This window comes from Oceanisphaera profunda (assembly GCF_002157895.1).
Lineage (GTDB): Bacteria > Pseudomonadota > Gammaproteobacteria > Enterobacterales > Aeromonadaceae > Oceanimonas > Oceanimonas profunda.
In genome coordinates, this window is record NZ_CP021377.1 from 1244321 (window position 1) to 1268718 (window position 24398).

Genomic DNA, 24398 nt, shown 5'->3' on the forward strand with positions numbered 1-24398 from the left:
ATGAGAACAGGGATGAATCGACTTTCCATTAAGCAAAAAATACTCTTACTGGCTTTGCTGCCGTTATTACTGCTGGCGGCAGTGAGTACTTGGGTTAACGTTAATCAATCACTGCGCCTTAATAAACTCAGTGGCGATAGCCTTTATCAGTCGTTGTACGATGCTCGTAAGCAGCAATTGGCCAACTATGCGGAGTTGGCCATTAGCGGCATAACGCCTTTGTTGCAGCGTAATGAGATTGTGGCCACTAAAGCCCACTTACGTGGCCTGCGCTTTGATGAAGGGACCGGCTACTTTTTTGTCTATAACACTCAAGGAGCCCAAATCGTCAGCGCCGATAATCCGGCCCGCGAAAACAATAACTACCTCAACTCCACCAGCCCAGATGGCCGCTATTTAGTACAAGAGTATGTGGCTTTAGCAGCGCAAGGCGGCGGCTATATTGAATACAATTGGCCTAAGCCAGATACCCAAGTTAATGCCCCAAAGTTGGCCAGTATTACTCCGGTTCCCGGTACCGACTGGATGCTGGGCGCGGGCTTCTACATAGATGACTTGCAAGCCACCGTGGCCATCTTGGAAGCAGAGCTGTCTACGGCAGTGCGCCAAGGGCTGATTAACTCTGCCATATCTGCCAGCTTATTGTTTCTGCTGATCGCCGGTGCGGCTTTGATGTTGGTACGCAGCATTCATTCGCCCTTGAGCCAAGCGGTGTCTACTATGCAAGACATTGCCGAAGGTGAAGGCGATCTCACCCAGCGGTTGAATAACCGCCAAGGCCATGAATTGGGCAGCCTTGCCAACGCCTTTAATCTATTCGCTAATCAAATGAGTATGTTGGTGCAAAATACCCGTCACTCGGCGGATTCTTTGCAAGCAGCCAGCGCTCAGATGCAGCATTTTATGGATGACACTAAAACCGGTATCGGCCAACAGCATCATGAAAGTGATCAACTGGCCACCGCCATGAATGAGATGTCCGCTACCGCTCAAGAGGTAGCCGCTAGTGCAGCGCAAGCCGCCCAAGCCGCGCAGTTGGCACAAGAGCAGGTGGCTGCAGCCCAACAGCTGGTGCAGGGCACCATCAAGGTGATTGACGGTTTAGAAACTCAAATCGTGAGCGGCGTGGACATTATTCAGCGCCTAGGTAAAGACTCGGAGCAAATCGGCTCTGTGTTGGATGTTATTCGTGGTATTGCCGAGCAAACTAACTTGTTAGCGCTCAATGCCGCCATAGAAGCCGCGCGGGCCGGTGAACAAGGTCGCGGTTTTGCGGTGGTGGCCGATGAAGTGCGCACCCTTGCCGGTAGAACCCAGACCAGCACCGAAGAAATTCACACTATGATCACTCGCCTCCAGCAAGGGGCACAACAGGCGGTGCATGCCATTGAGCAGATCCGTGAGGGCAGCAGCCAAACGGTCAATGAGGCGCGACGTATAGATGGAGCCTTACAAGATATAGACGGCGCTGTGAACACCATTAATTGCATGAACGAACAGATTGCCAGCGCCGCCGAGGAGCAAACTCAGGTGTCGGAAAACATTAACATTAACGTGCACCAAATTGTGTCCATCGCCCAGCAAACCGATGCAGGTTCTCAGGCAGCCAGTGAGGTTAGCCTGCAAGTAGGTGAGCTGGCCGCGCAGCTGCAACTATTAGTGAGCCGCTACCGTACTCAGTAATGTTTAATTGCCCTCCGAAGATGAGGCGTGAGGAGTAAAGGAGAAATATTTTTACTCCTCACTCTTTACGCTTCACCCTTTACTCCTCTCCCCCTCCATTGCGTAAGCTTTTGCTATAAAACCTAAACTATCGTTAGATAGACCAGACGGCAGCCGCTTATACTCATCTCGCCACTGACCTCTCAGATTAGTGGCACGGCAGAGTCAGCTGGCGGACGTTAAGTTTTATGTCATAGCGAAAATATTCGCCGCCACACTTACCACATCTTTTAGACATACGAGGTTAGGGAAGCAATTTATGCGCGACGTAATGGAACGGCGTTCTTTTCTTTTGTTGCTGCTTTTAGTCAGCCTGTTATTCGTGCTGCTACTTAAGCCATTTTGGGGCGCTATTTTTTGGGCTTGCGCCATCAGTATCATCTTTCATCCAATGCAAGAGCGACTGCGTAAACACTTGGGCGATAAGCCGAATCGGGTGGCACTGCTGACGCTGTTGATTTGTGTGGTAATAGTGGTGCTGCCCATCTTTTTGATTGCCACCGCTTTTGCGCAAGAAGGCTTGGCGCTGTACCAGCGCGTTGATAAAGGGGAAATAAATCCCTCCGAGTGGCTGGAACAAATTCGCAATGCTTTTCCTACGATACCGCAGTGGTTTGATAGGCTAGGTATCGACTTAGGCAGCGTGCGGGAAAGTATTGCTAAGGGTGCTGCATCTACCGGTAAGCTCATGGCAGAAAAAGCTCTGGGCGCGGGGCAAATTACCTTTAGTTTTATTATGAATTCCGCCTTAATGCTGTATCTGACGTTCTTCTTATTACGCGATGGCCGCACCCTAATTGAGCTGATGATCAAAGCCCTGCCCTTAGGTGATGCCCGCGAGCGTAAGCTGTTTACTAAATTTGCCGAAGTAACGCGCGCCACCGTTAAAGGCAACTTGGTGGTGGCGATTGTACAAGGGGCGCTAGGCGGCTTTATCTTTTGGGCACTCTCGCTACCCAGCCCCATATTGTGGGCCGTAGTGATGGCGTTTTTGTCGTTGATTCCGGCGGTGGGCGCGGGAATTGTGTGGTTGCCGGTAGCCATTTACTTGTATGCCACCGGGGACTGGGTATCGGCCACCATATTGGTGTCTTTTGGTGCGTTAGTGATTGGCATGGCGGATAACGTGCTGCGCCCGTTATTGGTGGGCCGAGATACTAAGCTACCGGATTACTTGGTGCTGTTTTCAACCTTAGGCGGCATTAGCTTAATGGGCATCAACGGCTTTGTGATTGGACCTTTAATCGCCGCACTATTCTTAGTGGTGTGGGATATTTTTATGCGCGAGTTTAACGGCGAAAATCCCCATGTGATCACAGAGCGCAGCACTGAGTCTAATCATAAATACGAAAAAATAGCGGCCAGCAGCGTGAAGGATGAGGCGTGAGGAAAATACAGCGCCGAGCTAAACTAAAACACCCGCGGCTTCTTGTTCACTAGGGTGCTCCTAGCTATGGCCCCTGCGGAGATCAATAAGCCGTAAGCTATAAGCGGTAAGTTAAACAAAACGCAAGAGCGAGATCCTGACGTGCGTCAGGAAGACGGCATAAAGATAGGCGGCTCCGGCATTCACAGCGTGCACGAAGTAGGCACGCGCTCGTAGTCGCTGCTTTAGCTGCGAGGCTTTGCGAAAGCCTGCGTAGCAGGTTCTGATGTACAAGCTAACCCGAGATGGGTGAGACCTGAAGCGTGAAAATAAAAAAACCTCTTGCCGCAGGGCAAGAGGTTTTTTAATTCACTGTGGGTTGAAGCCGACTTTAGTCGAGTTCAACTGTCATTTGAATGGATTCGTCGAAGAAGAATTCATCACAGTTGTTGCCTGGACCGGTGCGGTCTACGACTAAGAATTCGTCGTCATCGCGCAGTGCCATGATTGGGTGGTGCCACACGTTTCTGTGGTAGTTCACACCTTGGCGAGCATTAGCACGGAAGCAACGCACGGTAGCTGGGTCAATGTTCATGGTGCCGTCGCCCACAGGGGCAACCACTAACAAGAACTCATGACCAAACAAAGGGATAAAAGACTGAGAACCAAATGGGTGACGCTCCAGCATTTTCACTTGCAGCGGGTATTCCAACATTTTAGCGCGGAAGATGCTGATGATGCCTTGACCATCTTCGTCCAACTGCACTTCACCCACATTGTGGTAGCGCTCAGTTGAACCACTGTTGATCATAAAGTGGTCACGGCCAACAGACTCAATAACGTCACCAAAATCGGCGAACGCTTCTTTGGTCAACGGCTCTATTTTAAGAGTCTTGATCATTACTGCCTCCAGATATTTATTAAAACGGGGTGTTAAGATCAATCGACCCTAGCCACCCCGTATTTTATTAGGTACTGATATGCCGACTACATAAGGTTAGTCAGGCAAACAAAATTACATGCCGCTTAAACGGAACTCAGCAATTCTGTTGATCTCTTTTACCGCACGCGCAAATTCAGTGTCGTAGTCGTTGTTAATACGCTCTTCAAATGCGGCCAGGATCTGGTGACGGTCTGAACCTTTAACAGCCATGATGAAAGGAAATTGGAATTTTTCCTTATAGGCGTTGTTCAGGTGAGTGAAACGGGCAAATTCTTCCGCGTTGCACTCGCTGATGCCAGCACCCGCTTGTTCATTGGTAGAAGCTTCAGTCAGCTCGCCACGTTGGGCAGCTTTACCGGCTAAGTCTGGGTGAGCATTGATAAGGTCAAGCTGCGCTTTCTTATCTGCATTGCTCATCACTGCCGCCATACGGCTGTGCAAGTTAGCAATGGTGTCATCTTCGCTGCTCAGACCTTGGTCGAACGTCTGCTCAGCAACCCAAGGAGAGTGCTCGTAGATATCGGCGAATGCAGCCACAAACTCATCGCGGCTCATGGTGCTAGGCGTACAGGTAGTAAAACGGCTCATTACTTGCTTCCTTTATAAGGGTGATTCTCATGCCAGTGGTTAGCAATGTCGATACGGCGGGTAAACCATACGTGGTCGTGGCTGCGCGCATATTTAATAAAGCGCTCAAGACCGGCCATACGACCCGGGCGACCCAGAATACGACAGTGCATACCAATGGAAAGCATCTTGGGTGCTTCTGCACCCTCTTCGTATAACACATCAAAGGAGTCTTTCAGATACTGGAAGAACTCTTCGCCGTTGTTATAACCATTCAGGCCAAAGCGCATGTCGTTGGTGTCCATTACGTATGGGATCACCAAGTGGCCTTTGCCGTTATTGTCTACCCAGTAAGGCAGGTCATCGGCGTAAGAGTCGGAATCGTACAAGATACCTTCATCTTCCATCACTATCTTGCGAGTGTTAGGGCTGTCGCGGCCGGTATACCAGCCTTGTGGACGCTGACCACACACGCGCTCAAAAATTTCCATCGCTTTGTGATAATGCTCGCGCTCTTCTTCTTCACTCATAAACTGATATGAGATCCACTTGTAAGCGTGGGAGCAAATTTCATGACCTTCAGCCTGAAAGGCCTTGGCCAGTTCAGGGTAACGCTCAATGGCGGTGGCCACGGCAAAGATAGTCATAGGAATATTGTAGCGCTTGAACAAACGCATTAAACGCCACACACCGGCGCGGCTACCGTATTCGTAGATGGATTCCATGCTCATGTGACGAGCATCAGGAAATGCCACTGCAGTGGGCATTTCTGACAAGAAGGCCTCAGACTCACCATCACCGTGCAATACGTTACGCTCACCACCTTCTTCATAGTTCAGTACAAAGTTAATAGCGATACGGGCCTTGTTCGGCCACTCAGGATGCGGCGGATTTGCGCCGTACCCAGCGAGGTCGCGGGGATAGTCGTTTTTTTGGCTCATCAGAAAACTCCTTGAAACGCGGGTTAGAAACCAGCCGAGACAAGAATTTGCAGAGGGCTGGCTAGTAGAATATCGATTTTATTGTATACAATAAAATCGATATATGTAAATAACAGGTTTGATTTTTGTATCAGATCTTGCAGCTTATCTTGCTTTGGTGCTCTAAAGCAAAGACAATCCTAAATCATCAAGGTAAAGCGACGCTCGTGCGTTAACTAAAAATGTGACCGTGCGGTCATGTTTTTGTTAATGAGATGTAGACAGCTAATATTATCTTGATGTAAAATTAGTTCTGTCGTCGCCGCTGTGATCGCCGTGCGGTGTATTTGAAAAACGCCGTGAGAAATCAGCATTATGGCGACGACAGTGCCTTGAATTAATGGAGACGCGTAACTCGCGCAAGGTAACTGAAAATGGGCAGATTAACTACACATATCCTCGACGCTTCTAAAGGCCAACCAGGTTCAGATATTAAAATTGAACTGTATCGTGTTGAAGACGGTGAAAAAACCACTTTAATCAACACAGTGTACACCAACGCAGATGGTCGTACCGATGCACCTGTGCTGGAAGGCGACGACTATGTGCCAGGTAAATATCAGTTGGTATTCCATACTGGTACTTACTTACGCAAGCAAGGTGTTGAACTGCTTGAGCCAGCTTTCTTGGATGACGTTGTTATCCGTTTTGGCTTGGCTGCAGGCCAAGAGCACTACCACGTACCTCTGCTGATTTCACCTTATAGCTACTCTACTTACAGAGGCAGCTAACGGGTAATAGGCAGTCGCATCTGTCAATGCCGAATAGCAACTTCGTTCGGCATTGACAGTTTGCCACCATACTATTCGAGGATATCCCGTTATGGAAAACGCCAACAACGATAACACTCAGCGAGTAACCACAGCTGAAACCTCCCCCCCAGCTTCTGGCCTGCTAGAAAAAATCTTCAAATTAAAAGCCCATGGTACTTCGGTAAAAACTGAACTGCTCGCCGGTTTAACTACCTTTATCACCATGGCGTACATTATTTTTGTAAACCCCAATATTATGGCCGCCTCCGGCATGGATCCCGGTGCTGTGTTCGTGGCCACCTGTATTGGTGCCGCCCTTGCCACTCTTATTATGGGCTTATACGCCAACTGGCCGGTGGGTCTTGCGCCTGGCATGGGCTTGAACGCCTTCTTTGCGTTTACCGTGGTCGGTGAAATGGGCTACAGCTGGGAAGTGGCACTGGGTGCCGTGTTCTGGTCTGGCATAATTTTTACCGCCATGAGTTTTTGGAAGATTCGCGAATGGGTGCTGGACGCCATTCCCGAGTCATTACGCTATGCCATGACCGCCGGTGTTGGTTTATTCTTAGGCTTAGTGGGCCTGAAAACTGCAGGCATAGTGGTAGCAAGCCCCGCCACCTTAGTGACTTTGGGTGATTTCACCCAACCCAGCGCTTGGCTGGCTGCCGTGTGCTTTTTAGTGATCTCAATTTTGGCTTATCGCAAAATATTTGGCGCCGTGTTAATTGGTGTGCTGGGCGTGAGTCTGATTGGCCTCTTGATGGGCATAGTGGAATATAACGGTATCTTCGCCATGCCACCCAGCATAGAGCCGACCTTTATGAAGCTCGACATTATGGGTGCGCTTAACGTCGGTATGATTACGGTGATTTTAGCCTTCTTGTTCGTCAATATGTTTGATACCGCCGGCACCTTAATGGGCGTGGCAGAGCGCGCTAACTTGCGCAATCCCGATGGCTCTATTGAAGGCTTAGGTAAGTCTCTCAAGGCGGACAGTGCCTCTTCGGTGATTGGTACCTTCGTGGGTTGCCCGCCGGTCACCAGTTATGTGGAAAGTGCTGCCGGTGTGGCCGCGGGTGGTCGTACCGGTTTAACCGCCGTGACGATTGCGGCACTGTTTATTTTGGCGATGTTTTTAGCGCCATTAGCCGGCATGATCCCGCCTTATGCCACTGCTGGCGCGCTGATTTACGTGGCGTTTGCCATGATGAGCAGCTTGGCTAAAATCGACTGGGAAGATTATACCGAGATGGCGCCAGCCGCCATTACTGCACTGATGATGCCGCTGACCTTCTCCATTGCCAACGGCATCGCCATGGGCTTTGTCAGCTATGCGGTACTTAAACTGGCCACCGGCCAAGCTCGCCAAGTCTCGATTGGTGTCTATGTATTAAGTGCGATTTTCATCGCTAAATTTATATATATGTAGGCTAGCTTGGTCTAGTTAAGCTTTACTAAAACCACCGCCCGTGCGGTGGTTTTTTTTATGGAAAGTGAGGAGTGAAATGTGAGGAGAATGGCATAACACCCAACCTAAACCACTAAAAACATCTTCTGCTCTCTTATTTTTACCTGATTACCCACAAAGTTTAGCTATGTTTCAGTGAATTCAGCACCAATAAATTCAATAGGTTACAGGGAAATGCCCACCTCTTGGGTAAAAATATGAGGCTCAGTTTGGTATTTTGACCTTGTAGGGGCCAATTTATTCGGCCCGGTTTGGTGTTTTGGTTTAAATCTAAACCTCAGTAACAGCCAGCAGAGCTGGCCTGCCGAATAAATTTGGCAGCTACAAAGAACAAACCGAAACAGGGTGCATTTTGGCTGAGGTTCATACGTAATCAGGTATTTTTATTACTTCCGTAGGTTCCGTGGCGAAAAAATCCTTATTCTTTAAGATCTCCTCACGCCTGACTCCTTACGCCTCACTCTTAATCAATAATGTATACTCAAGCCTAAGACTCAGCAGACGCTATTCATGGCCAAGGGAGCGCACTTTCAGATGTCAAACCAAGCGCAAGGCAAAACTAAAAAGTGGACTCGACTACTGCCATTCTTGCAGTGGACCCCCATGGTTAATGGCGCCAGCTTGCGCGCCGATGCCCAAGCCGGCCTCACCAACGCCATTATCGTATTGCCGCAAGGGGTGGCCTATGCGCTGATTGCCGGTTTGCCGCCAGAATACGGCCTGTATGCAGCCATAGTGCCGGCCATTATCGCCGCCCTATTTGGCTCGTCTTGGCACTTAATTTCTGGCCCTACGGCTGCGATGTCGATTGTGGTGTTTACCTCGGTCAGCCCGCTGGCTACGCCGGGCACCGCGGAGTTTATTGCGCTTGCGCTCACCTTAACGCTGATGAAAGGGGTGTTTCAGCTGGTGTTGGCTTCGGCCAGATTAGGCATCTTGGTCAACTTTGTATCGCACTCGGTAGTGATTGGGTTTACCGCCGGTGCGGCAGTGGTGATCGTGGTCAGCCAATTGCAAAACCTGCTGGGCTTATCGCTGCACACTAAGGGCACCTTTACCGATAACGGCTGGCAAGTACTGAGCCATTTAAATGATGCTAATCCTTATAGCTTGGCGGTTGGCTTAACGACCTTAGTGGCGTGTGTACTGATCAAAAAATTATTACCGCGCTGGCCAAATATGCTGATGGGGCTGGCGCTCGCCAGTGGCTTGGCGTTTTTACTCGACCCTCGCCAAGAGCACATTGTCATGGTGGGTGCCATACCCGCCAGTTTGCCGCCGTTAAGCATCCCCGACCTAAGTTTTAGTAATATCAGTGCCCTCTCGTCTGGAGCGCTGGCCATTAGCATACTCGGCTTAGTTGAAGCTTCTTCCATTGCGCGAGCCATAGCCAGTCGCTCCCATCAGCGCCTCGATGATAATCAAGAGTTTATTGGCCAAGGCCTATCAAACGTAGTGGGCGCTTTCTTCTCTAGCTATGCTTCTTCCGGCTCTTTTACCCGCACCGGCGTTAACTTTACTTCCGGCGCCCGTACGCCGATGGCCGCTATTTTTGCCTCGTTATTTCTATTAGTCATAGTGCAGTTATTCTCTGGCATTACCGCTTGGTTACCGATCCCCGCCATGGCCGGATTGTTGCTAATGGTGGCCTGGAATCTGATCGACTTTCATCATATAAAAATGATTATGCGCGCCGCCAAGTCAGAGGCTACTGTTCTGATCGTGACCTTTGCCGCCACTTTATTAGTGGCACTGGAGTTTGCCATTTATGCGGGCGTAATCTTGTCGTTAGTCTTTTATCTTAAGCGCACCTCACACCCGCGCATCGTCACAATTTTGCCGGACCCTAATGCTAAGCATCCGCTGTTTACTAATGCAGAAAAAAAACGCCTGCCTTATTGCCCGCAGCTGCGCATTATTCGCATTGAAGGTTCGTTATTTTTTGGTGCCGTCAACCATGTGCAGGAGTATCTGCAAAGTGTGCGCGAACCGCGGATATTGATCGTGGGCAACGGGATGAACTTTGTCGATATGGTGGGGGCCGAAATGCTGCTGCAAGAAGCCAAGCGCAGGCGCGCCGAGGGTGGAGATCTCTATCTGAGTAATGTAAAAAGCGGCGTACTGCGTATTCTTAATCGCAATGACATTCTTAAGCAGCTGGGCCGTGACCATATTTTTACAAATAAAGGCCAAGCCATACATCGTATCTACCAACAATTAGACGCCAGGGTTTGCCAAACCTGTACCGCTAAAATATTCCAAGAATGCCATATAGCCCCTCCTGGCGAAAAAGATCCTGATGCATCCACTATTAGCAGAGCAGAAGCCGTGAAGGTTGAGGTACTTGCACAGACGCCCTCTACCACGGATATCCCCCCTACCACGAATATCATAGTTACCGCACCGGCTAAACCCACTTAACGCACCCATAACCGCTCTGCGCGCGCATCTAATGGTTTCGCGCGCGATGACTTTTGATATAGTGAATCAAACCGATTCGCTCGGCGTTGTTTTTGGTATCTTCATTAAGGATGTGTCTATGTTGCCGAAAATTAATAAAATTTTGTATTGTACCGATCTCTCAAAGAACGCGGCATTTGCCTTTCGTTATGCGGTGTATCTCGCCCAGCAAACCGGCGCCAACATTCATATTTTAAGTGTGATTGAGCAGCTACCCAGTGATGAGCGCTTAACCTTGCAGTCGTATATCTATAACCAAAGTGGCAGCGAGGAGTTTTTGCAGCAACGCCTCAGCCAAGCCCAAGCGGAACTACAACAGCGCTTAACAGATTTTTGGGCTAGTTTGCCCGTAGAAGATCAAGGTTTGGCACAAAAGGTAGTGAGCTGTGACCTCATAGAAGGCCATCCTACGCAAACCATACTCGAGCGCGCAGAGACCCTAAACTGCGATATGATAGTGATGGGCGGCCATGAGAAAGGCTGGCTGCAAGCTTTGCTCGGCAGTGTGGCCAGAGAAGTATTACGCGACTCACGCATTCCCACGCTTATTGTGCCTCAGCCGAAGGAATAGCGACTTATTTTGAGCAATGCGCAAAAAGCGGAGCCTAATTGGCTCCGCTTTTTATTGGTAAATATTGCATATGCTTGAAGTAAATAATCTTAGTCGCGACGCGTAGGCGGCTGCTTTTTGACTACGTCGGAAAATACCACGTGCAAGTCGGTAGAAGCCGACTCATTGTCGAGGTTCAACTTATCCTCAATATGATCCAGATGCTTTTTCATCATGGCCATGGCGCGGGCCGGATCCCCAGACTCTATGGCTAGCAACAAAGCTTCGTGTTCATTACAGGAACACTGCGCCTGATGCCCCACTTCGTACTGAGCAATAATCAACGAGGTTTGCGACACTACGCTGCGTTGAAAATTCAGTAGAGGCATATTGTTAGCGATGTTGGCTAACTCCAAGTGAAACTCACCCGAGAGGCGAATACCGCTGCCGATATCGCCACGGTCAAAGGCATCTTGCTCAGCCTGCACCATGGCACGAATGCGCGCCAAGCTTTGGGGGGTAATATTTTTTACTGCCAGCTCAATGACCGCTAATTCCACCACTCGGCGCGCGGCAAAGATTTGTCGAGCTTCATCCACACTGGGCGAGGCCACCACGGCACCACGGTTGGGCCGAATGCTCACTACTTGCTCATGTGATAAGCGCAATAAGGCGCGGCGAATAATAGTACGACTCACGCCAAAAATTTCGCCCAGTGCTTCTTCGCTTAACTTGGTGCCTGGCGCTAGCCGCTGTTCAAGAATGGCATCAAAGATATATTCATAGACGACATCGTCTTGAGTATTTGAGCTCGACTTGACGTGTCTGGGCTCCAGTTGACTGAGTGAACTCATAATCTAGATTTCCAGTTAGACCGGCCTGATGGCTACAAAGCCGATCCGAATATTTGCCGGTTAGTTAAATTTTTGTAATTAAGTATACAATCTTACTGGATTTTGTACTTTTCTACAGATACAAACACCCAGAGTGTGACTGAAGACAAAAAACGCCCTGTATTGGGCGTTTTTATGTGACTTCGCTTAGGTTTATACTTATTTTTGATATTGGCGTTTGCCGTAGATATAGGTCTCACTGACCGCCCTATCGTCACCCAGCATCATCAACACAAACAGCCGCTCAAACAAATGCTGACTGTTGTTAATGCGTGCATCCATCAAAGGTGTGGCGTGTAAGTCCAACACCAAGAAGTCCGCCTCTTTACCAATGCTTAAGTTACCTATCTTATCGTCCAAACTTAACGAGCGAGCGCCGCCTAAGGTCGCCAGATACAAGGCTTTAATGGGGTGTAATTTATGCTCTTGTAGCTGCTGAATTTTATAAGCTTCGGCGATAGTGCGCAGCATAGAAAAACTGGTGCCGCCGCCCACATCTGTGCCTAAGCCCACGCGAATACCGTGGCTTTCTACTTTGGGTAAATCCAGTAAGCCTGAGCCTAAGAACAGGTTAGAGGTGGGGCAAAACGAGATCACCGAATCGGTCTCACCCATGCGTTCGCATTCTTCTTGCTCTAAATGCACCGCATGAGCAAACACCGAGCGCTCACCAAGCAGGTTAAAATGGTCGTATACATCCAGATAACCGCTACGTTCTGGGAACAAAGACTTCACCCACTCAATCTCTTGTTTGTTTTCCGATAAATGAGTCTGCAAATAAACGTCGTCATATTCGGCTAACAAGCGCCCGGCCATAGCCAGCTGAGCTTCGGTACTGGTGGGGGCAAAGCGTGGCGTGACCGCATACAACTGGCGGCCTTGCTTATGCCAGCGTTCAATCAGCGCTTTACTGTCCGCATAGCCGGACTCTGGCGTATCCAGCAGATAGTCAGGCCCATTGCGGTCCATCATGACCTTACCGGCAATCATGCGCATATTGCGCTTATCTGATTCAGTAAAGAAAGCTTCAACCGATGCCTTATGCACGGTGCCAAAGACCATGGCGGTGGTGGTGCCGTTTCGCAGTAATTCATCTAAGAAGAAGCTGGCTACCCGCGCGGCGTGCGCAGGGTCGGCAAACTTACCTTCTTCAGGAAAGGTATAGTTATTCAGCCAATCCAATAACTGCTCGCCGTAGGAGGCAATCATTTCCGTTTGCGGATAATGAATATGAGTGTCAATGAAGCCGGCGCTAATCAACTTATCTTTAAATTCAATAATGGGCGTGGCGGCGGGTAAGCGCGCCAGCACCTGCTCAGCAGGCCCGATATCGGCAATTAAGCCCTCGCTGACCACTAATAAGCCGTCTTCATAATAGGCATAGCTGTCTTCTAGCCCCACTTGCGTGGGATCACCCAAACTGTGCAAAATGGCGGCGCGATACGCGGTGATGGCTGTCATAAAAACTCTCCAAGAAATGCAGTAATACCACGCTGTAAAATTAACTTAGCCCTTCGAGAGCTTTAAGCCTGACGCTGTAAGCCGTAAGTTAAATAAAGAGCGGTATTTTTGTGTATGCCGTCTTCCTGACGCACGTCAGGATCTCGCTTTCAGGCTTTAAGAACTCAAGAGCATTGGCAACGGAAAAATAGTAATCAGATCTGAAAAAGCCAAAACTAAGATAAAACTTAATGGGTAAGGGCTAAACATCAGCTCATCAACAAGCGGGCCCTTACCATTAAAAAGTCTTATCCCCGTCACTTTTCGCACGTAACCTCTTCCGTGGGTTCAGTGGCAGATATATCTTTAATTCCTTGATTTAGCTTGGCGCTGGGCGCTTGCTGATAAACGCTGATCAGCTCACCGGCCACAGACACCGCAATTTCAGCTGGATGCTTACCGACCACTTCGGCCAAGCCGATGGGGCAAATAATCTGTGTTAAATCCGCCTCACTAAAGCCGCGCTCTTTGAGTTTGTAATCAAAGCGCTTGCGCTTAGTTTGCGAGCCAATCACCCCAAAATAACGGGCATCTTGGCGCTTTAAAATTTTTGCACACAGCTCCAAATCTAACTGATGGTTATGAGTCATCACCAGATAGAAACTGCCTGCGGGCTGGTCGGCAATTTCACCGACCGGATCGTCACTCACCACCTGCGTTACACCACTCAGCTGCTCGGTAGGAAACTCAGACGCGCGCTCATCAATCCAAGTAATACGAAACGGCAAGGTTGCCAAGATATGCACCAAAGCTTTCGCTACGTGACCCGCACCAAACAACACCAAATGATGGCGGGCGCGCACTACCGGCTCCAGCATAATGCTGGCCATGCCACCGCAACATTGACCCAGACTGGCGCCTAAATTAAAGCGCTCCACCTTCATCAAGTGCTCGCCGTTTAACAGCATGTCACGAGCCAATTTGAGCGCTTTGTACTCAAGATGGCCGCCGCCTATGGTGGCGTAGCAGGTGTGCTCGGTGACCAGCATTTTGGTGCCGCTGTCTCTGGGCGTTGAGCCTTTATGCTCAACCACAGTTACCATCACGCAAGGTTCACCTTTACGCTCTAACTCGGCCAAGATCTGAATCCAGTTATCCTTGAACATGACGTTACCTCTATACCTCTCACCAGCGGATGCTGACTTGCTCTTCTCAGATGACTCAATAGTCACTGAGAGGCAACAGGGATTACCTCAGCCGACCATCACATGACAAGGACGTCATGTGTGAGCCTTACATGGATGTACTTGTAGCGTGTCGGAGGAGGCAGCCCTGTTGCCTCTCAAGCAGCCACACCTGCTACTTTGCCAACACTTCCTCACTAGCAGCGACTGCTTCATTTTGCTCCAGCCAAGTCTGCATTTGCTCCACCGCCCACAGCACGCGTTCTGGTGTGGCGGGTGAGTCCATGTGTGGATACTTTTTATAATTGGACACACTGGCCACCGCATCTTTTAGCGCACACCACACCGAGATACCCAGCATAAAGGGCGGCTCACCCACGGCCTTAGAGTGAAAGACGGTGTCTTCTGGATTCTTGCGGTTTTCCACTAAGGTAGTGCGAAAATCAATCGGCATATCGGTGATCGCCGGGATCTTGTAACCCGCCGGCCCTTGGGTCATCAGCTTGCCTTTATCGTTCCACACCAGCTCTTCGGTAGTTAACCAGCCCACACCTTGCACGAAGGCGCCTTCCACCTGACCAATGTCGATGGCTGGGTTTAGCGAGTCGCCCACGTCATGCAAAATATCCGCTCGTAGGATCTTGTACTCACCGGTTAAGGTATCGATCACCACTTCTGAGCAGGCAGCGCCGTAAGCAAAGTAATAGAAAGGCGAGCCGGATCCGGAGGCATGATCGTAGAAGATCTTCGGTGTACGGTAGAAACCGGTGCTGGACAGTGAAATCTGGTTGAAGTAGGCCAACTGAATAAATTCTGGGAACGACAACATCTGATGACGGATCTGCACCAAGTTATTCTTGAAGATCACTTCTTCTGGCGTCACTTGAAAGTGTCCGGCTGCCCAGTCGATCAAGCGCTGCTTAATAGTTTGCGCGGCATTTTGCGCCGCCTTACCGTTAAGATCCGTGCCGCTAGAAGCCGCTGTCGGTGAGGTGTTCGGCACTTTATCGGTGTTTGTGGCCGTGATCTGGATCCTGTCAATATCGACCTGAAACTCTTCGGCGACAATTTGTGCCACCTTGATATTCAGCCCTTGTCCCATTTCGGTGCCGCCGTGGTTCAGATGAATACTGCCATCCGTGTACACGTGCACAAGAGCGCCAGCCTGGTTTAAGAAACTAGCAGTAAAGGAGATACCGAACTTGACCGGCGTCAGCGCCAAGCCCTTTTTCAAAATCGGGCTCTGGGCGTTAAAGGCTTTGATTTCGCTGCGACGCTTGGCGTATTCACTGGAGGCTTCAAGGTCCGCCACCATCTCGTGAATAATATTGTGCTCTACCGGCTGATGGTAGTGAGTGACGTTTCGATCCTCTTTACCATAGAAATTGCGCTTGCGGATCTCCAGCGGATCCTTGCCCAAGTAAGAGGCAATTTCGTCCATCGCATGCTCTATGGTCATCATGCCTTGCGGGCCACCAAAACCTCGATACGCGGTATTAGAAGCGGTGTTGGTTTTGCATCTATGGCCGACCACGGTGGCATCACCCAAGTAATAGGCGTTGTCCGAGTGGAACATGGCGCGGTCCACAATGGAGGACGACAAGTCTGGGGAATACCCGCAGTTACCGGCCACCATAATGTCGGTGGCTTGAATGCGACCCGTGTCATCGAAACCAATTTTATAGGTATTATAAAACGGGTGCCGTTTACCGGTCATGTTCATGTCTTCCATGCGCGGCAAGCGGATCTTAGTAGGACGACCGGTCAGGTGGGCTACCACTGCCGCCATACAGGCAGGACCCGCAGCTTGGGTTTCTTTACCACCAAAGCCGCCGCCCATGCGCCGCATATCGACCACTACTTTATGCATGGGCACGCCCAGCACGCTGGCTACTAATTTTTGAATCTCAGTGGGGTGCTGGCTGGAGGTAAACACCATCATGCCGCCATCTTCTGTGGGCACCACAGAACTAATTTGGGTCTCAAGATAAAAGTGCTCTTGGCCGCCAATATGAATGCTGCCTTCAATCACATGCTTCGCCTTGGCTAAACCTGCCGCCGAGTCACCTCTTTGCTGCTTATGGCTTTCGGTAACAAAGTGCTTGTTGGCTAAGGCTTCTTCTACACACAGCACGGGATGTAAATCTTCATATTCAATCACGGCTAACATGGCCGCCTTGCGCGCCGTTTCTAAATCTTTAGCAGCAACCGCCAAGATGGGTTGGCCCACAAACTCGACAATGCCATCTGCCAACAGCGGATCGCCGGGCAAAATAGCACCTATGTCCAACTTGCCTGGCACATCTTGGGCGGTGATCACCAAGGTAACGCCCTCAACCTCATAGCAAGGGCTGACATCAAGCTTGGTGATGCGCGCGTGGGCGCGATCCGACATACGGGCATACAAGTGCAACTGGTTAGGAAACTCCAAGCGGTCATCTATGTATTGCGCATCCCCCGCCACCTGCATGGCGGCACTGTCATGGGGTACGCTTTTGCCAACGCCAGTCTGCAGGTTTTGTTTAACCTGCGCCATCATTTCATCCATGGTCAGAGTTAATTGCGGTTGATTAGACATAAGACGTCACCCTAGTTTCCAGTTGCAGACTTTGTTGCTCTAGAAAATACTTATAGAGCAGGTTAGTGGCGGTTTTGCTGCGATATTCTTTGCTGGCTCTAAAGTCAGACAGCGGCTCAAAATCGCCGGTTAATGCTTTCATGGCTGCTTTAACGGTGGCATGGTTCCACGGCTGATTGAGCAAGGCTTGCTCACAGGCCGCTGCGCGCTTAGGCACGGCTGCCATGCCGCCAAAGGCAATGCGCGCGTCAGTGATCAGCCCATCGGTAATGGTTAAGTTAAAGGCACCACAGACCGCAGAAATATCATCGTCTAATCGCTTAGACAGCTTATACACCTTGAAGTGCTGATCTGGCTGAGGCTTAGGCACGATAATCTGTTCGATAAATTCGCTGGTTTGCTGGGCCGTTTTCTTGTAATCCAAAAAGTAGTCGCCAATGGGTAGCTCGCGGCGTACCTCACCTTTGCGCAGTACTAAGCGAGCATTTAAGGCCATCAACACCGGCGGTGCGTCGCCAATAGGGGAAGCATTGGCCACATTGCCGCCAAGGGTGCCTTGGTTACGTATTTGCAAAGAGGCAAAACGATGCAGCAGCTCGCCCATATCGGGGAATACCCGATTCAAGGCCTCAAAGCTGTCACTTAAGCTGCGTGCAGCACCGATCACCAGCTGTGCATCATCTTCGGTGAGCTGCTTCATATCGCGCACGTTGCCCACATAAATCATCTTCGGTAGCTCGCGATAAAACTGCGTCACTTGTAAGGCTAAGTCGGTGCCGCCGGCCAATAACTGGGCATCGGGATGCTCGACTAACAATCTCGCCAATTCATCGCTGGACACCGGCGAGTAGCACACCTTGTCGTTTCCGTTAAGGGTAACTAGGGTGTCGGTTTCGATTTTATCCAGCTTGGCTAAGATGTCGGTTTCATAGCGCGAGAACTGATCAACAAGCTGTGGTTGCTCGGCAATGGTCTTGGCCGCATCCACTATCGGGCGATAGCCAGTGCAACGACACAGGTTACCGGCCAGTGCTTCAAAGATGTCGGGCTGCTTGGCGGCGGGCTTATTTTTGCTTAACGCAAACATCGACATAATAAAGCCTGGTGTACAGAAACCGCATTGCGAGCCATGAAAATCCACCATGGCTTGCTGTACCGGATGCAAGCTACCGTCTTTGGCTTTTAAGTCTTCGACGGTGAGCAATTGCTTGCCGTGCAGTGTAGAGACGAAGGTCAGGCAGGAGTTAACGGTCTGGTAGCGAATATGCTCATCCACACGCTCTCCCAACACTACGGTGCAGGCACCACAGTCGCCCGAGCCACACCCTTCCTTGGTGCCGGTTTTACCTACGCGAGTGCGCAAGTAGTTAAGCACCGTCATATTTGGCGACAGGTCACTTTCCTCTCGCAACTCTTGGTTAAGTAGGAACTTAATCAAGCTAACCTCCTTCAGCTATACACTGCACACCTTGCAAGACTGCAAAGCAATAATATCTTCACGTGTAATTAAAGTGAAAGTTGACCATATAGTCAATAAAATATTTACTTATTATTAACCTTATCGTGATCAACTAGGCTGCCAAATCATATTAACTCTTTTGAATCAGCGCCTTAACTTAAAATCAGCATTGTATACTTTTTGTGATTTTCACCTCACTAGTAACACTATTTTATTGTAGCTTGCGACAGTGACGCTTGAGTGATCACGCCGTTGCTGTAGGCGTAAGGCAGCGTCTGTTGGCAACAGAAAAGAGCGTGGCAGCACAAGGCAACGGCGAGTAAAAAAATGAGCAAGCAAGGAAGAGGAGAAGTGGTAATCAGTATCGTAGAGAAGAGTAAAAGCACCAGAACAGTAAGGCGGCGATCAACGCGGTTTAAACCCGTCAGTTAAGGTAGCTGGTATAAAGCACCTTAACTGACGGGTGAAGCGTTAGTGCTCCGCAGGTAAAGATTTAACGGCACAACCGCCAATCACCATGCGGGTGATAAGCTCGGCTGCGCGATCGAAATCTTGGTCGTCTAATTCTTCTTTACCCAGCGCCGTGGTGATCTGCCAATTAAAGTCCGCATAGGTTTGGGTGGAGGCCCAAATCGCAAATAACAAATGATGAGCATCAATCGGCGCCATTAAGTCTTGTGCTATCCAGTCATTAAGTTTGGTGGTCAAGGTGCGAGTTTGCTCGGCGAGTTGCTCGACAATATCGGTGGGTAAATGAGGAGCACCATGCATAATTTCATTGGCGAACACTTTAGAGGCGTAGGGGTAGTGTTTGGAGATCATGAGCTTAGATTTAATATAGGCCGTGAGTGCGACCACCGGATCCTGATATTCGATAAAAGGGGCTGACGCGGCTAACAACGGCTCGACCACACTTTCTAGCACGGCGCGATAGAGCTTCTCTTTACTGCCAAAGTAATAATAAATATTCGGCTTAGGTAATTGAGCCAACTCGGCAATCACGGCGGTTTTGGTGGCAGCATAGCCATGTTCAGCAAATACGCGGCTCGCGGCTCGTATAATAATTTCTTCGTTTTTGGCTCTGATCCGAGACATAGTGTCGTTGAACTCCCTATCATTCCGTCGGTATCTTAGCTAACCCTACCCGAGTTTGGGCTGAATTTAATCAAAAAAAAGCGCCCTATAAAATGGGCGCTCAGTAGGAGTAACATTCATTTTTTGCAAAACTTATTCTGCAATTAACATTACTCTGCTACTAGTACTTCAGATTAGCTGGTTACGACTATACACATTTAAGCTACCTTGCCGCTATGCTTATACCCGTTAATTTATGCAATCTTATTTACAATCAGCAATCAGCTCAGCCAGTTCTACACCGGCTACGGCACACAGCTCGTCTACATCAGGAGTATCGCCACTGATGCCCACGGCACCAATAATATTATTCTGTGCATCACGGATTAATACGCCACCCGCTGCTGGAATAATATGACCTTGAGCCATCACGTTAACCGCGGCGACAAAAGCAGGACGGGCTTCGGCTACTTCAGCCAAACCACGAGAGCTACGACCTAACGCTACGGCACCCCACGCTTTGCCTTTAGCGATGTCTGGGCGCAACAAACTGGCACCCTCTTGACGCTGCAGCGACACCAAATAACCGGCGCTATCTAATACAGCCACTGTCATTGGTGCAGCAGAAATTTCTAACGCACGCTGTAAAGCACCACGGGTAATGGTCAACGCTTGTTCAAGTGTTACTGAGCTCATTTCTCGGACTCCCTGTCGATATTGTAATAGTCGAATCTAGTGATAAAAATTAATTGAGCACTAATAAAACATAAAACAGGCCAAATGTTAAGATCTTTTATATGATCTTTACGTTAAGGTAACTTAACGCCTCGCTTATTTAGCCAATATTTATTCAGTCTTAAGCTTACCGATCTTTCTCTGTTTATGGGTTAAAAGACGTTAACATGGTGCTAATGGCATATATATTGCTTTAAGCCGTGGGGCTCGGCAGTGTTCTTAGCTCACAAGTCTGTGCTGACGCCCGTCCTTTTACGGAGAAAAATATGTGGGATTTACGACAAATATCGTCTTTTAATCGCTTTATGTGCTGGTTGCTGTTGAGCAGTACCTTAATCAGCTTGCTGCCTAACACGCTATTTTCCGGCGCCTTTGGCCTGTGGCTGCATGATTATCGTCTGCTATTTATCTTAGGCATGGTGGGCGCGGGATCCTACTTTTTGTCCCATGGGGCCATCATAGGATTTCAGTATGTGTTTTATCGCAAGCAACGCGTGATGCAAGAGCGGCTCTTAAAAGAGTTATTGGATTATTTGGATGCTAATGAAAAAGCCGTCTTGCGGGAGTTTGTGATCCAACGCAAAAGCGTCATTAAATTGCCAGTGACTGAGCCTGCCGTCAAAAATTTGTTAGAGCAAGGCATCCTCAGCTATGCCTTTGGTGAGCCCGGCGAAGCGGGCCTAAATGCCATTAAGCCGTTGATGATCGCCATTGCCGCCCGCCCGCTGCTGACATTTAAGGTATTAGGCCTCAATCCGGCGAACATGACCGAAGAGCAAAAAAACTTAATCATGAATGACAGACCCAAGTACGCCTACAAACAGTTAGATAGGTACTAGGGCACGTGAAATGTAGGATATGAAGCGTGAAGGGATTAACCACTAACATGAGAGGTTAATGATTTTTGCAACGGAAGAACACACTTCGCCGTCTTTTGGCTTTCTTTCGTATTCTTCCGGATTTTTTAGCAGTCAGTCGCGGTAAACGAAGGGGAGTGTCTTGGTGCTAATCTCGTCCCCTTCACTCTTTACACCTCACGCCTTACGGCTACTATTCCTTGGTTCTTTCTGCTAAATAGCCTTCGTAGTCCGGTATGCAAATACTAAAATCCGTGCTCATCTGCATGCTGTCCATTAGCATATCGGCGGTCGACACATTGGTGGCCACGGGGATATTCCATACCGTGGCTAAGCGTAGCAAGGCCTTCACATCGGGGTCGTGAGGCACCGCATTCAGCGGATCCCAGAAGAAAATCAACACATCGATTTTGCCTTCGGCAATCAAGGCGCCCAGCTGTTGGTCACCACCCATGGGGCCAGACATCAAACAACGCACCGGCAAGCCAATCTGGCGGCTCAGCATAGTGCCGGTAGTGCCTGTGGCATAGAGATGATGCAACTTAAGTGCTTCAGCGCGCCGCCCTACCCATTCCAGCAATTGGCTTTTCTTATGATCGTGAGCCACTAAGGCCACATTTTTATGGGCGGGCAGAATACGACAGGTTTCTTTCATCTGTGTTTGAGTCCTAATAAAAAGCGAACCCCATACTAGCGAAAACAAAGTCGAGCGGGAAGCCTGCCCCTTCGGAGAGCTTTAAGCTGCAAGCGGGAGTTTAATAAACAGCAAGGTCGGCATGATGCACGAATGTAGTAGCGTGCTTTAGCCGCTAAAACCTGCGTAGCAGGTTCCCATACAGCAAAGCTATTGCTTTGCGATGTCTGTCTTGTATTTCACCCCGATACACCAATGTATACCTTCACCAACCGCACAGATTCATCCCAATACGACGGCTTGGTGTAGATTTAAAAAGTGCTCGGTCACGAGAAGGGCTAGGAGTTGGGATGTTGCGTTGCAACATTGCCCAGCTAAAGCAGTGCCTACATCCGAGCACCATGTAAAATTTGGCACGGCTGGTAAGGCGTAAACAACAAAGCCCCGAAACGGGGCTGAGTGTGCTTGATGCGAGAAATATCAATAGCGGTGAGGAATCACCTTGTGCTGTTTAAGCGACTTCGTAGTACAGGCAGGTTTTGGCATTTTCTTCTGCCAAGATTGCCATGGCGACCGGCACACATTTACCACACTGGGAACCCACAGCTAGCTGTTGCTTTAACTGTTTAAATTCATTGCCGCCGTTCGCAATTGCGTCACGCAGCTGACTATCGGTAATGCCCTTGCATAAACACACATACATAGTGAGATCCTCCGCATCAATGAAGGGAATCTAAATGATATTAGTTATCAATGCAAGTCATTAGTGCTTAAATTTTAACTCACTTCACACTTTTTATACGGGAGCAGATCAAGCCGTCCTAACGCACACTTAAGGCTTATAGCGGCGGCTATAAGCCTTTTTTATCTAAGGTGTGGGTATGTAATCCGTTAAGGCAAGCTAGCTGCGATAAGCGCTTTCAAGACGAGGCGCTAGGCCCGAGAGGTCGTAGCCGGCGGCACTGGCTTGTTGCACCAGTTGTGCGCTGGGCACACTTGCGGCCTGTGATAATGCCCACAAGGTAATGGAGCGGGTACCGGTGCGGCAAAACGCCAACACCGGCTCTTTATTGCGCTCAGCTTGCTGTAATAGCTCGGCAAATTGCGCTATCTCTTGCTCACTAAACTCACCGGGCTTAATTGGCAGCCAATGCCAATGTAAACCCAGCTCTTTGGCGCGCTCAGCCAAGCTCTCAGCGGCGGGTTGCTCTGGGGCCTCACCATCCGGTCGATTGCAGATAATAGTGCCGTAGCCGGCGTTTTTAAGTGTTAATAAGTCATCGCTCGTGACTTGGTCTGTCACTGACAGCGAATCGGTTACGGATTTAATGTCCATCAAGCACCTCAACAAAAAAATGAGACCGCGTGAACGCCGTTTCAACACTCAAGCGTTACGCTAAACCACTACCCTAGATAATGGTTTGGCGTAACGCCAGTACAGGCATAAAAAAAGGAGGCCTAAGCCTCCTTTTTATATACTTTTAAGCGCTAATTAAGCAACGATTTTCGCTACAACACCAGCACCAACAGTACGACCACCTTCACGGATAGCAAAACGTAAACCGTCTTCCATCGCGATAGGAGCAATCAGAGTAACAACCATGTGTACGTTGTCACCAGGCATAACCATCTCAACGCCTTCTGGCAATTCGATAGTACCGGTCACGTCAGTTGTACGGAAGTAGAACTGTGGACGGTAGCCTTTGAAGAACGGAGTGTGACGACCGCCTTCTTCTTTTGACAGAACATAGATTTCTGATTCAAAAGTAGTGTGTGGCTTGATTGAACCTGGCTTAGCAAGAACCTGACCACGTTCAACGTCTTCACGCTTAGTACCACGCAGCAGAACACCAACGTTCTCACCAGCACGGCCTTCGTCAAGCAACTTACGGAACATTTCAACACCAGTACAGGTGCTCTTAACGGTGTCTTTCAGGCCGATGATTTCGATTTCTTCACCAACTTTAACGATACCGCGCTCAACACGACCAGTTACAACAGTACCACGGCCTTGGATTGAGAAAACGTCTTCGATTGGCAGCAAGAATGCACCGTCAACCGCGCGCTCTGGATCAGGGATGTAAGAGTCAAGTGCGTCAGCCAGTTCAAGAATCTTTGGCTCCCACTCAGCGTCACCTTCCAGACCTTTCAGTGCAGAACCTTGGATTACTGGAGTGTCATCACCTGGGAAGTCGTACTCAGACAACAACTCACGGATTTCCATCTCAACCAGTTCCAGCAACTCTTCGTCATCAACCATGTCACACTTGTTCATGAACACGATGATGTAAGGAACGCCAACCTGACGGGCCAACAGGATGTGCTCACGAGTCTGTGGCATAGGGCCATCAGTTGCAGCAACAACCAGGATAGCGCCATCCATTTGAGCAGCACCGGTGATCATGTTTTTAACATAGTCAGCGTGACCTGGGCAGTCTACGTGTGCGTAGTGACGTGCTTCAGTATCGTACTCAACGTGAGAAGCGGCGATGGTGATACCACGTGCTTTTTCTTCAGGAGCGTTATCGATCTGAGCGTAGCCGCGTGCGGTGCCGCCCATTTTCTTTGCTAATACAGTAGTAATAGCAGCAGTCAAAGTTGTTTTACCGTGGTCAACGTGGCCGATAGTACCAACGTTTACGTGTGTTTTTACGCGTTCGAATTTTTCTTTAGACACGGACTAGTCCTTCCTAATTTGTTCCCACTTCACTTTTGTAAGCGGGTAATTAAAACAAA

At 49.4% G+C, this 24398-nt stretch carries 21 protein-coding genes; 7 read left to right on the forward strand and 14 right to left on the reverse strand.

Features of this window, described 5'->3' with window-relative positions:
- Positions 1-12 precede the first annotated feature (12 nt).
- Positions 13-1683, forward strand: coding sequence for a methyl-accepting chemotaxis protein (locus CBP31_RS05375; RefSeq protein WP_087035221.1), 1671 nt, complete (start codon positions 13-15; stop codon positions 1681-1683).
- Positions 1684-1981: 298 nt separating this feature from the next.
- Complete coding sequence (locus CBP31_RS05380) at positions 1982-3109, forward strand: AI-2E family transporter (protein WP_087035222.1); 1128 nt, start codon at positions 1982-1984, stop codon at positions 3107-3109.
- A gap of 370 nt (positions 3110-3479) precedes the next feature.
- Here the strand turns inward: CBP31_RS05380 and CBP31_RS05385 are convergent, their stop codons facing one another.
- The 3 genes from CBP31_RS05385 to puuE all read right to left on the reverse strand — a co-directional run bounded on the left by CBP31_RS05385 (position 3480) and on the right by puuE (position 5539).
- A complete protein-coding gene (locus CBP31_RS05385; RefSeq protein ID WP_087035224.1) occupies positions 3480-3989 on the reverse strand; it encodes an ureidoglycolate lyase in 510 nt (169 codons plus the stop codon).
- Between the two features lie 114 nt (positions 3990-4103).
- Entirely contained in the window at positions 4104-4619 is a 516-nt protein-coding gene (gene uraD, locus CBP31_RS05390) for a 2-oxo-4-hydroxy-4-carboxy-5-ureidoimidazoline decarboxylase (RefSeq protein ID WP_087035227.1), read from the reverse strand.
- Complete coding sequence (gene puuE / locus CBP31_RS05395) at positions 4619-5539, reverse strand: allantoinase PuuE (RefSeq protein WP_087035228.1); 921 nt, start codon at positions 5537-5539, stop codon at positions 4619-4621. Before puuE ends, uraD begins: the two co-directional genes overlap by 1 nt.
- Before the next feature lie 413 nt (positions 5540-5952).
- On the opposite strand from puuE, the gene uraH reads away from it, so the two are divergent.
- The 4 genes from uraH to CBP31_RS05415 all read left to right on the forward strand — a co-directional run bounded on the left by uraH (position 5953) and on the right by CBP31_RS05415 (position 10829).
- On the forward strand, positions 5953-6309 hold the full coding sequence (uraH, locus tag CBP31_RS05400; protein WP_087035229.1) for a hydroxyisourate hydrolase: 357 nt from the start codon (positions 5953-5955) through the stop codon (positions 6307-6309).
- Positions 6310-6400: 91 nt separating this feature from the next.
- Positions 6401-7759, forward strand: a complete 1359-nt coding sequence (locus CBP31_RS05405) for an NCS2 family permease (protein ID WP_087035231.1) — start codon at positions 6401-6403, stop codon at positions 7757-7759.
- A gap of 573 nt (positions 7760-8332) precedes the next feature.
- A complete protein-coding gene (locus CBP31_RS05410) occupies positions 8333-10219 on the forward strand; it encodes a SulP family inorganic anion transporter (protein ID WP_087035234.1) in 1887 nt (628 codons plus the stop codon).
- 118 nt (positions 10220-10337) lie between these two features.
- A complete protein-coding gene (locus CBP31_RS05415) occupies positions 10338-10829 on the forward strand; it encodes a universal stress protein (protein WP_087038635.1) in 492 nt (163 codons plus the stop codon).
- Between the two features lie 89 nt (positions 10830-10918).
- Here CBP31_RS05415 and CBP31_RS05420 read toward each other — a convergent pair whose 3' ends face one another.
- The 7 genes from CBP31_RS05420 to CBP31_RS05450 form a co-directional block, all read right to left on the reverse strand.
- On the reverse strand, positions 10919-11662 hold the full coding sequence (locus CBP31_RS05420) for a GntR family transcriptional regulator (RefSeq protein ID WP_087035236.1): 744 nt from the start codon (positions 11660-11662) through the stop codon (positions 10919-10921).
- 198 nt (positions 11663-11860) lie between these two features.
- Positions 11861-13162 (reverse strand): guanine deaminase, encoded by a 1302-nt coding sequence (gene guaD / locus CBP31_RS05425; protein WP_087035238.1) that lies wholly within the window; start codon positions 13160-13162, stop codon positions 11861-11863.
- A gap of 296 nt (positions 13163-13458) precedes the next feature.
- Positions 13459-14307, reverse strand: a complete 849-nt coding sequence (xdhC, locus tag CBP31_RS05430) for a xanthine dehydrogenase accessory protein XdhC (RefSeq protein ID WP_087035240.1) — start codon at positions 14305-14307, stop codon at positions 13459-13461.
- A gap of 193 nt (positions 14308-14500) precedes the next feature.
- Entirely contained in the window at positions 14501-16903 is a 2403-nt protein-coding gene (gene xdhB, locus CBP31_RS05435; protein ID WP_087035242.1) for a xanthine dehydrogenase molybdopterin binding subunit, read from the reverse strand.
- Positions 16896-18341, reverse strand: a complete 1446-nt coding sequence (gene xdhA / locus CBP31_RS05440; RefSeq protein ID WP_087035245.1) for a xanthine dehydrogenase small subunit — start codon at positions 18339-18341, stop codon at positions 16896-16898. Before xdhA ends, xdhB begins: the two co-directional genes overlap by 8 nt.
- A 492-nt stretch (positions 18342-18833) precedes the next feature.
- Positions 18834-19457, reverse strand: a complete 624-nt coding sequence (locus CBP31_RS05445) for a TetR/AcrR family transcriptional regulator (RefSeq protein WP_087035247.1) — start codon at positions 19455-19457, stop codon at positions 18834-18836.
- Positions 19458-19700: 243 nt separating this feature from the next.
- Entirely contained in the window at positions 19701-20132 is a 432-nt protein-coding gene (locus CBP31_RS05450; RefSeq protein WP_087035249.1) for a GlcG/HbpS family heme-binding protein, read from the reverse strand.
- Between the two features lie 305 nt (positions 20133-20437).
- Between CBP31_RS05450 and CBP31_RS05455 the strand changes: the two genes are divergently transcribed.
- Positions 20438-21010: a superinfection exclusion B family protein gene (locus tag CBP31_RS05455; RefSeq protein ID WP_087035251.1), complete on the forward strand. Its 573-nt coding sequence runs from the start codon at positions 20438-20440 to the stop codon at positions 21008-21010.
- A gap of 211 nt (positions 21011-21221) precedes the next feature.
- On the opposite strand, the gene CBP31_RS05460 is transcribed toward CBP31_RS05455, so the two are convergent.
- The 4 genes from CBP31_RS05460 to tuf all read right to left on the reverse strand — a co-directional run bounded on the left by CBP31_RS05460 (position 21222) and on the right by tuf (position 24339).
- Positions 21222-21683: a methylglyoxal synthase gene (locus CBP31_RS05460; protein WP_087035253.1), complete on the reverse strand. Its 462-nt coding sequence runs from the start codon at positions 21681-21683 to the stop codon at positions 21222-21224.
- Positions 21684-22173: 490 nt separating this feature from the next.
- On the reverse strand, positions 22174-22365 hold the full coding sequence (locus tag CBP31_RS05465) for a bacterioferritin-associated ferredoxin (RefSeq protein WP_087035254.1): 192 nt from the start codon (positions 22363-22365) through the stop codon (positions 22174-22176).
- A gap of 198 nt (positions 22366-22563) precedes the next feature.
- Positions 22564-22998, reverse strand: coding sequence for a TIGR01244 family sulfur transferase (locus CBP31_RS05470; protein WP_087035256.1), 435 nt, complete (start codon positions 22996-22998; stop codon positions 22564-22566).
- A gap of 156 nt (positions 22999-23154) precedes the next feature.
- The gene (tuf, locus tag CBP31_RS05475; protein ID WP_087035258.1) at positions 23155-24339 is read right to left on the reverse strand and encodes an elongation factor Tu; all 1185 of its coding nucleotides are present in this window, start codon (positions 24337-24339) and stop codon (positions 23155-23157) included.
- Between the last annotated feature and the right edge of the window lie 59 nt (positions 24340-24398).

Coding starts and splice junctions, on each gene's coding strand:
- xdhC (WP_087035240.1), bottom strand. CDS start 14,307: ATGTTCAAGGATAACTGGATTCAGATCTTGGCCGAGTTAGAGCGTAAA.
- CBP31_RS05405 (WP_087035231.1), top strand. CDS start 6,401: ATGGAAAACGCCAACAACGATAACACTCAGCGAGTAACCACAGCTGAA.
- CBP31_RS05455 (WP_087035251.1), top strand. CDS start 20,438: ATGTGGGATTTACGACAAATATCGTCTTTTAATCGCTTTATGTGCTGG.
- CBP31_RS05465 (WP_087035254.1), bottom strand. CDS start 22,365: ATGTATGTGTGTTTATGCAAGGGCATTACCGATAGTCAGCTGCGTGAC.
- CBP31_RS05420 (WP_087035236.1), bottom strand. CDS start 11,662: ATGAGTTCACTCAGTCAACTGGAGCCCAGACACGTCAAGTCGAGCTCA.
- xdhB (WP_087035242.1), bottom strand. CDS start 16,903: ATGTCTAATCAACCGCAATTAACTCTGACCATGGATGAAATGATGGCG.
- uraD (WP_087035227.1), bottom strand. CDS start 4,619: ATGAGCCGTTTTACTACCTGTACGCCTAGCACCATGAGCCGCGATGAG.
- CBP31_RS05375 (WP_087035221.1), top strand. CDS start 13: ATGAATCGACTTTCCATTAAGCAAAAAATACTCTTACTGGCTTTGCTG.
- CBP31_RS05460 (WP_087035253.1), bottom strand. CDS start 21,683: ATGAAAGAAACCTGTCGTATTCTGCCCGCCCATAAAAATGTGGCCTTA.
- guaD (WP_087035238.1), bottom strand. CDS start 13,162: ATGACAGCCATCACCGCGTATCGCGCCGCCATTTTGCACAGTTTGGGT.
- CBP31_RS05410 (WP_087035234.1), top strand. CDS start 8,333: ATGTCAAACCAAGCGCAAGGCAAAACTAAAAAGTGGACTCGACTACTG.
- CBP31_RS05445 (WP_087035247.1), bottom strand. CDS start 19,457: ATGTCTCGGATCAGAGCCAAAAACGAAGAAATTATTATACGAGCCGCG.
- CBP31_RS05450 (WP_087035249.1), bottom strand. CDS start 20,132: ATGAGCTCAGTAACACTTGAACAAGCGTTGACCATTACCCGTGGTGCT.
- CBP31_RS05415 (WP_087038635.1), top strand. CDS start 10,338: ATGTTGCCGAAAATTAATAAAATTTTGTATTGTACCGATCTCTCAAAG.
- uraH (WP_087035229.1), top strand. CDS start 5,953: ATGGGCAGATTAACTACACATATCCTCGACGCTTCTAAAGGCCAACCA.
- puuE (WP_087035228.1), bottom strand. CDS start 5,539: ATGAGCCAAAAAAACGACTATCCCCGCGACCTCGCTGGGTACGGCGCA.
- CBP31_RS05380 (WP_087035222.1), top strand. CDS start 1,982: ATGCGCGACGTAATGGAACGGCGTTCTTTTCTTTTGTTGCTGCTTTTA.
- CBP31_RS05385 (WP_087035224.1), bottom strand. CDS start 3,989: ATGATCAAGACTCTTAAAATAGAGCCGTTGACCAAAGAAGCGTTCGCC.
- CBP31_RS05470 (WP_087035256.1), bottom strand. CDS start 22,998: ATGGACATTAAATCCGTAACCGATTCGCTGTCAGTGACAGACCAAGTC.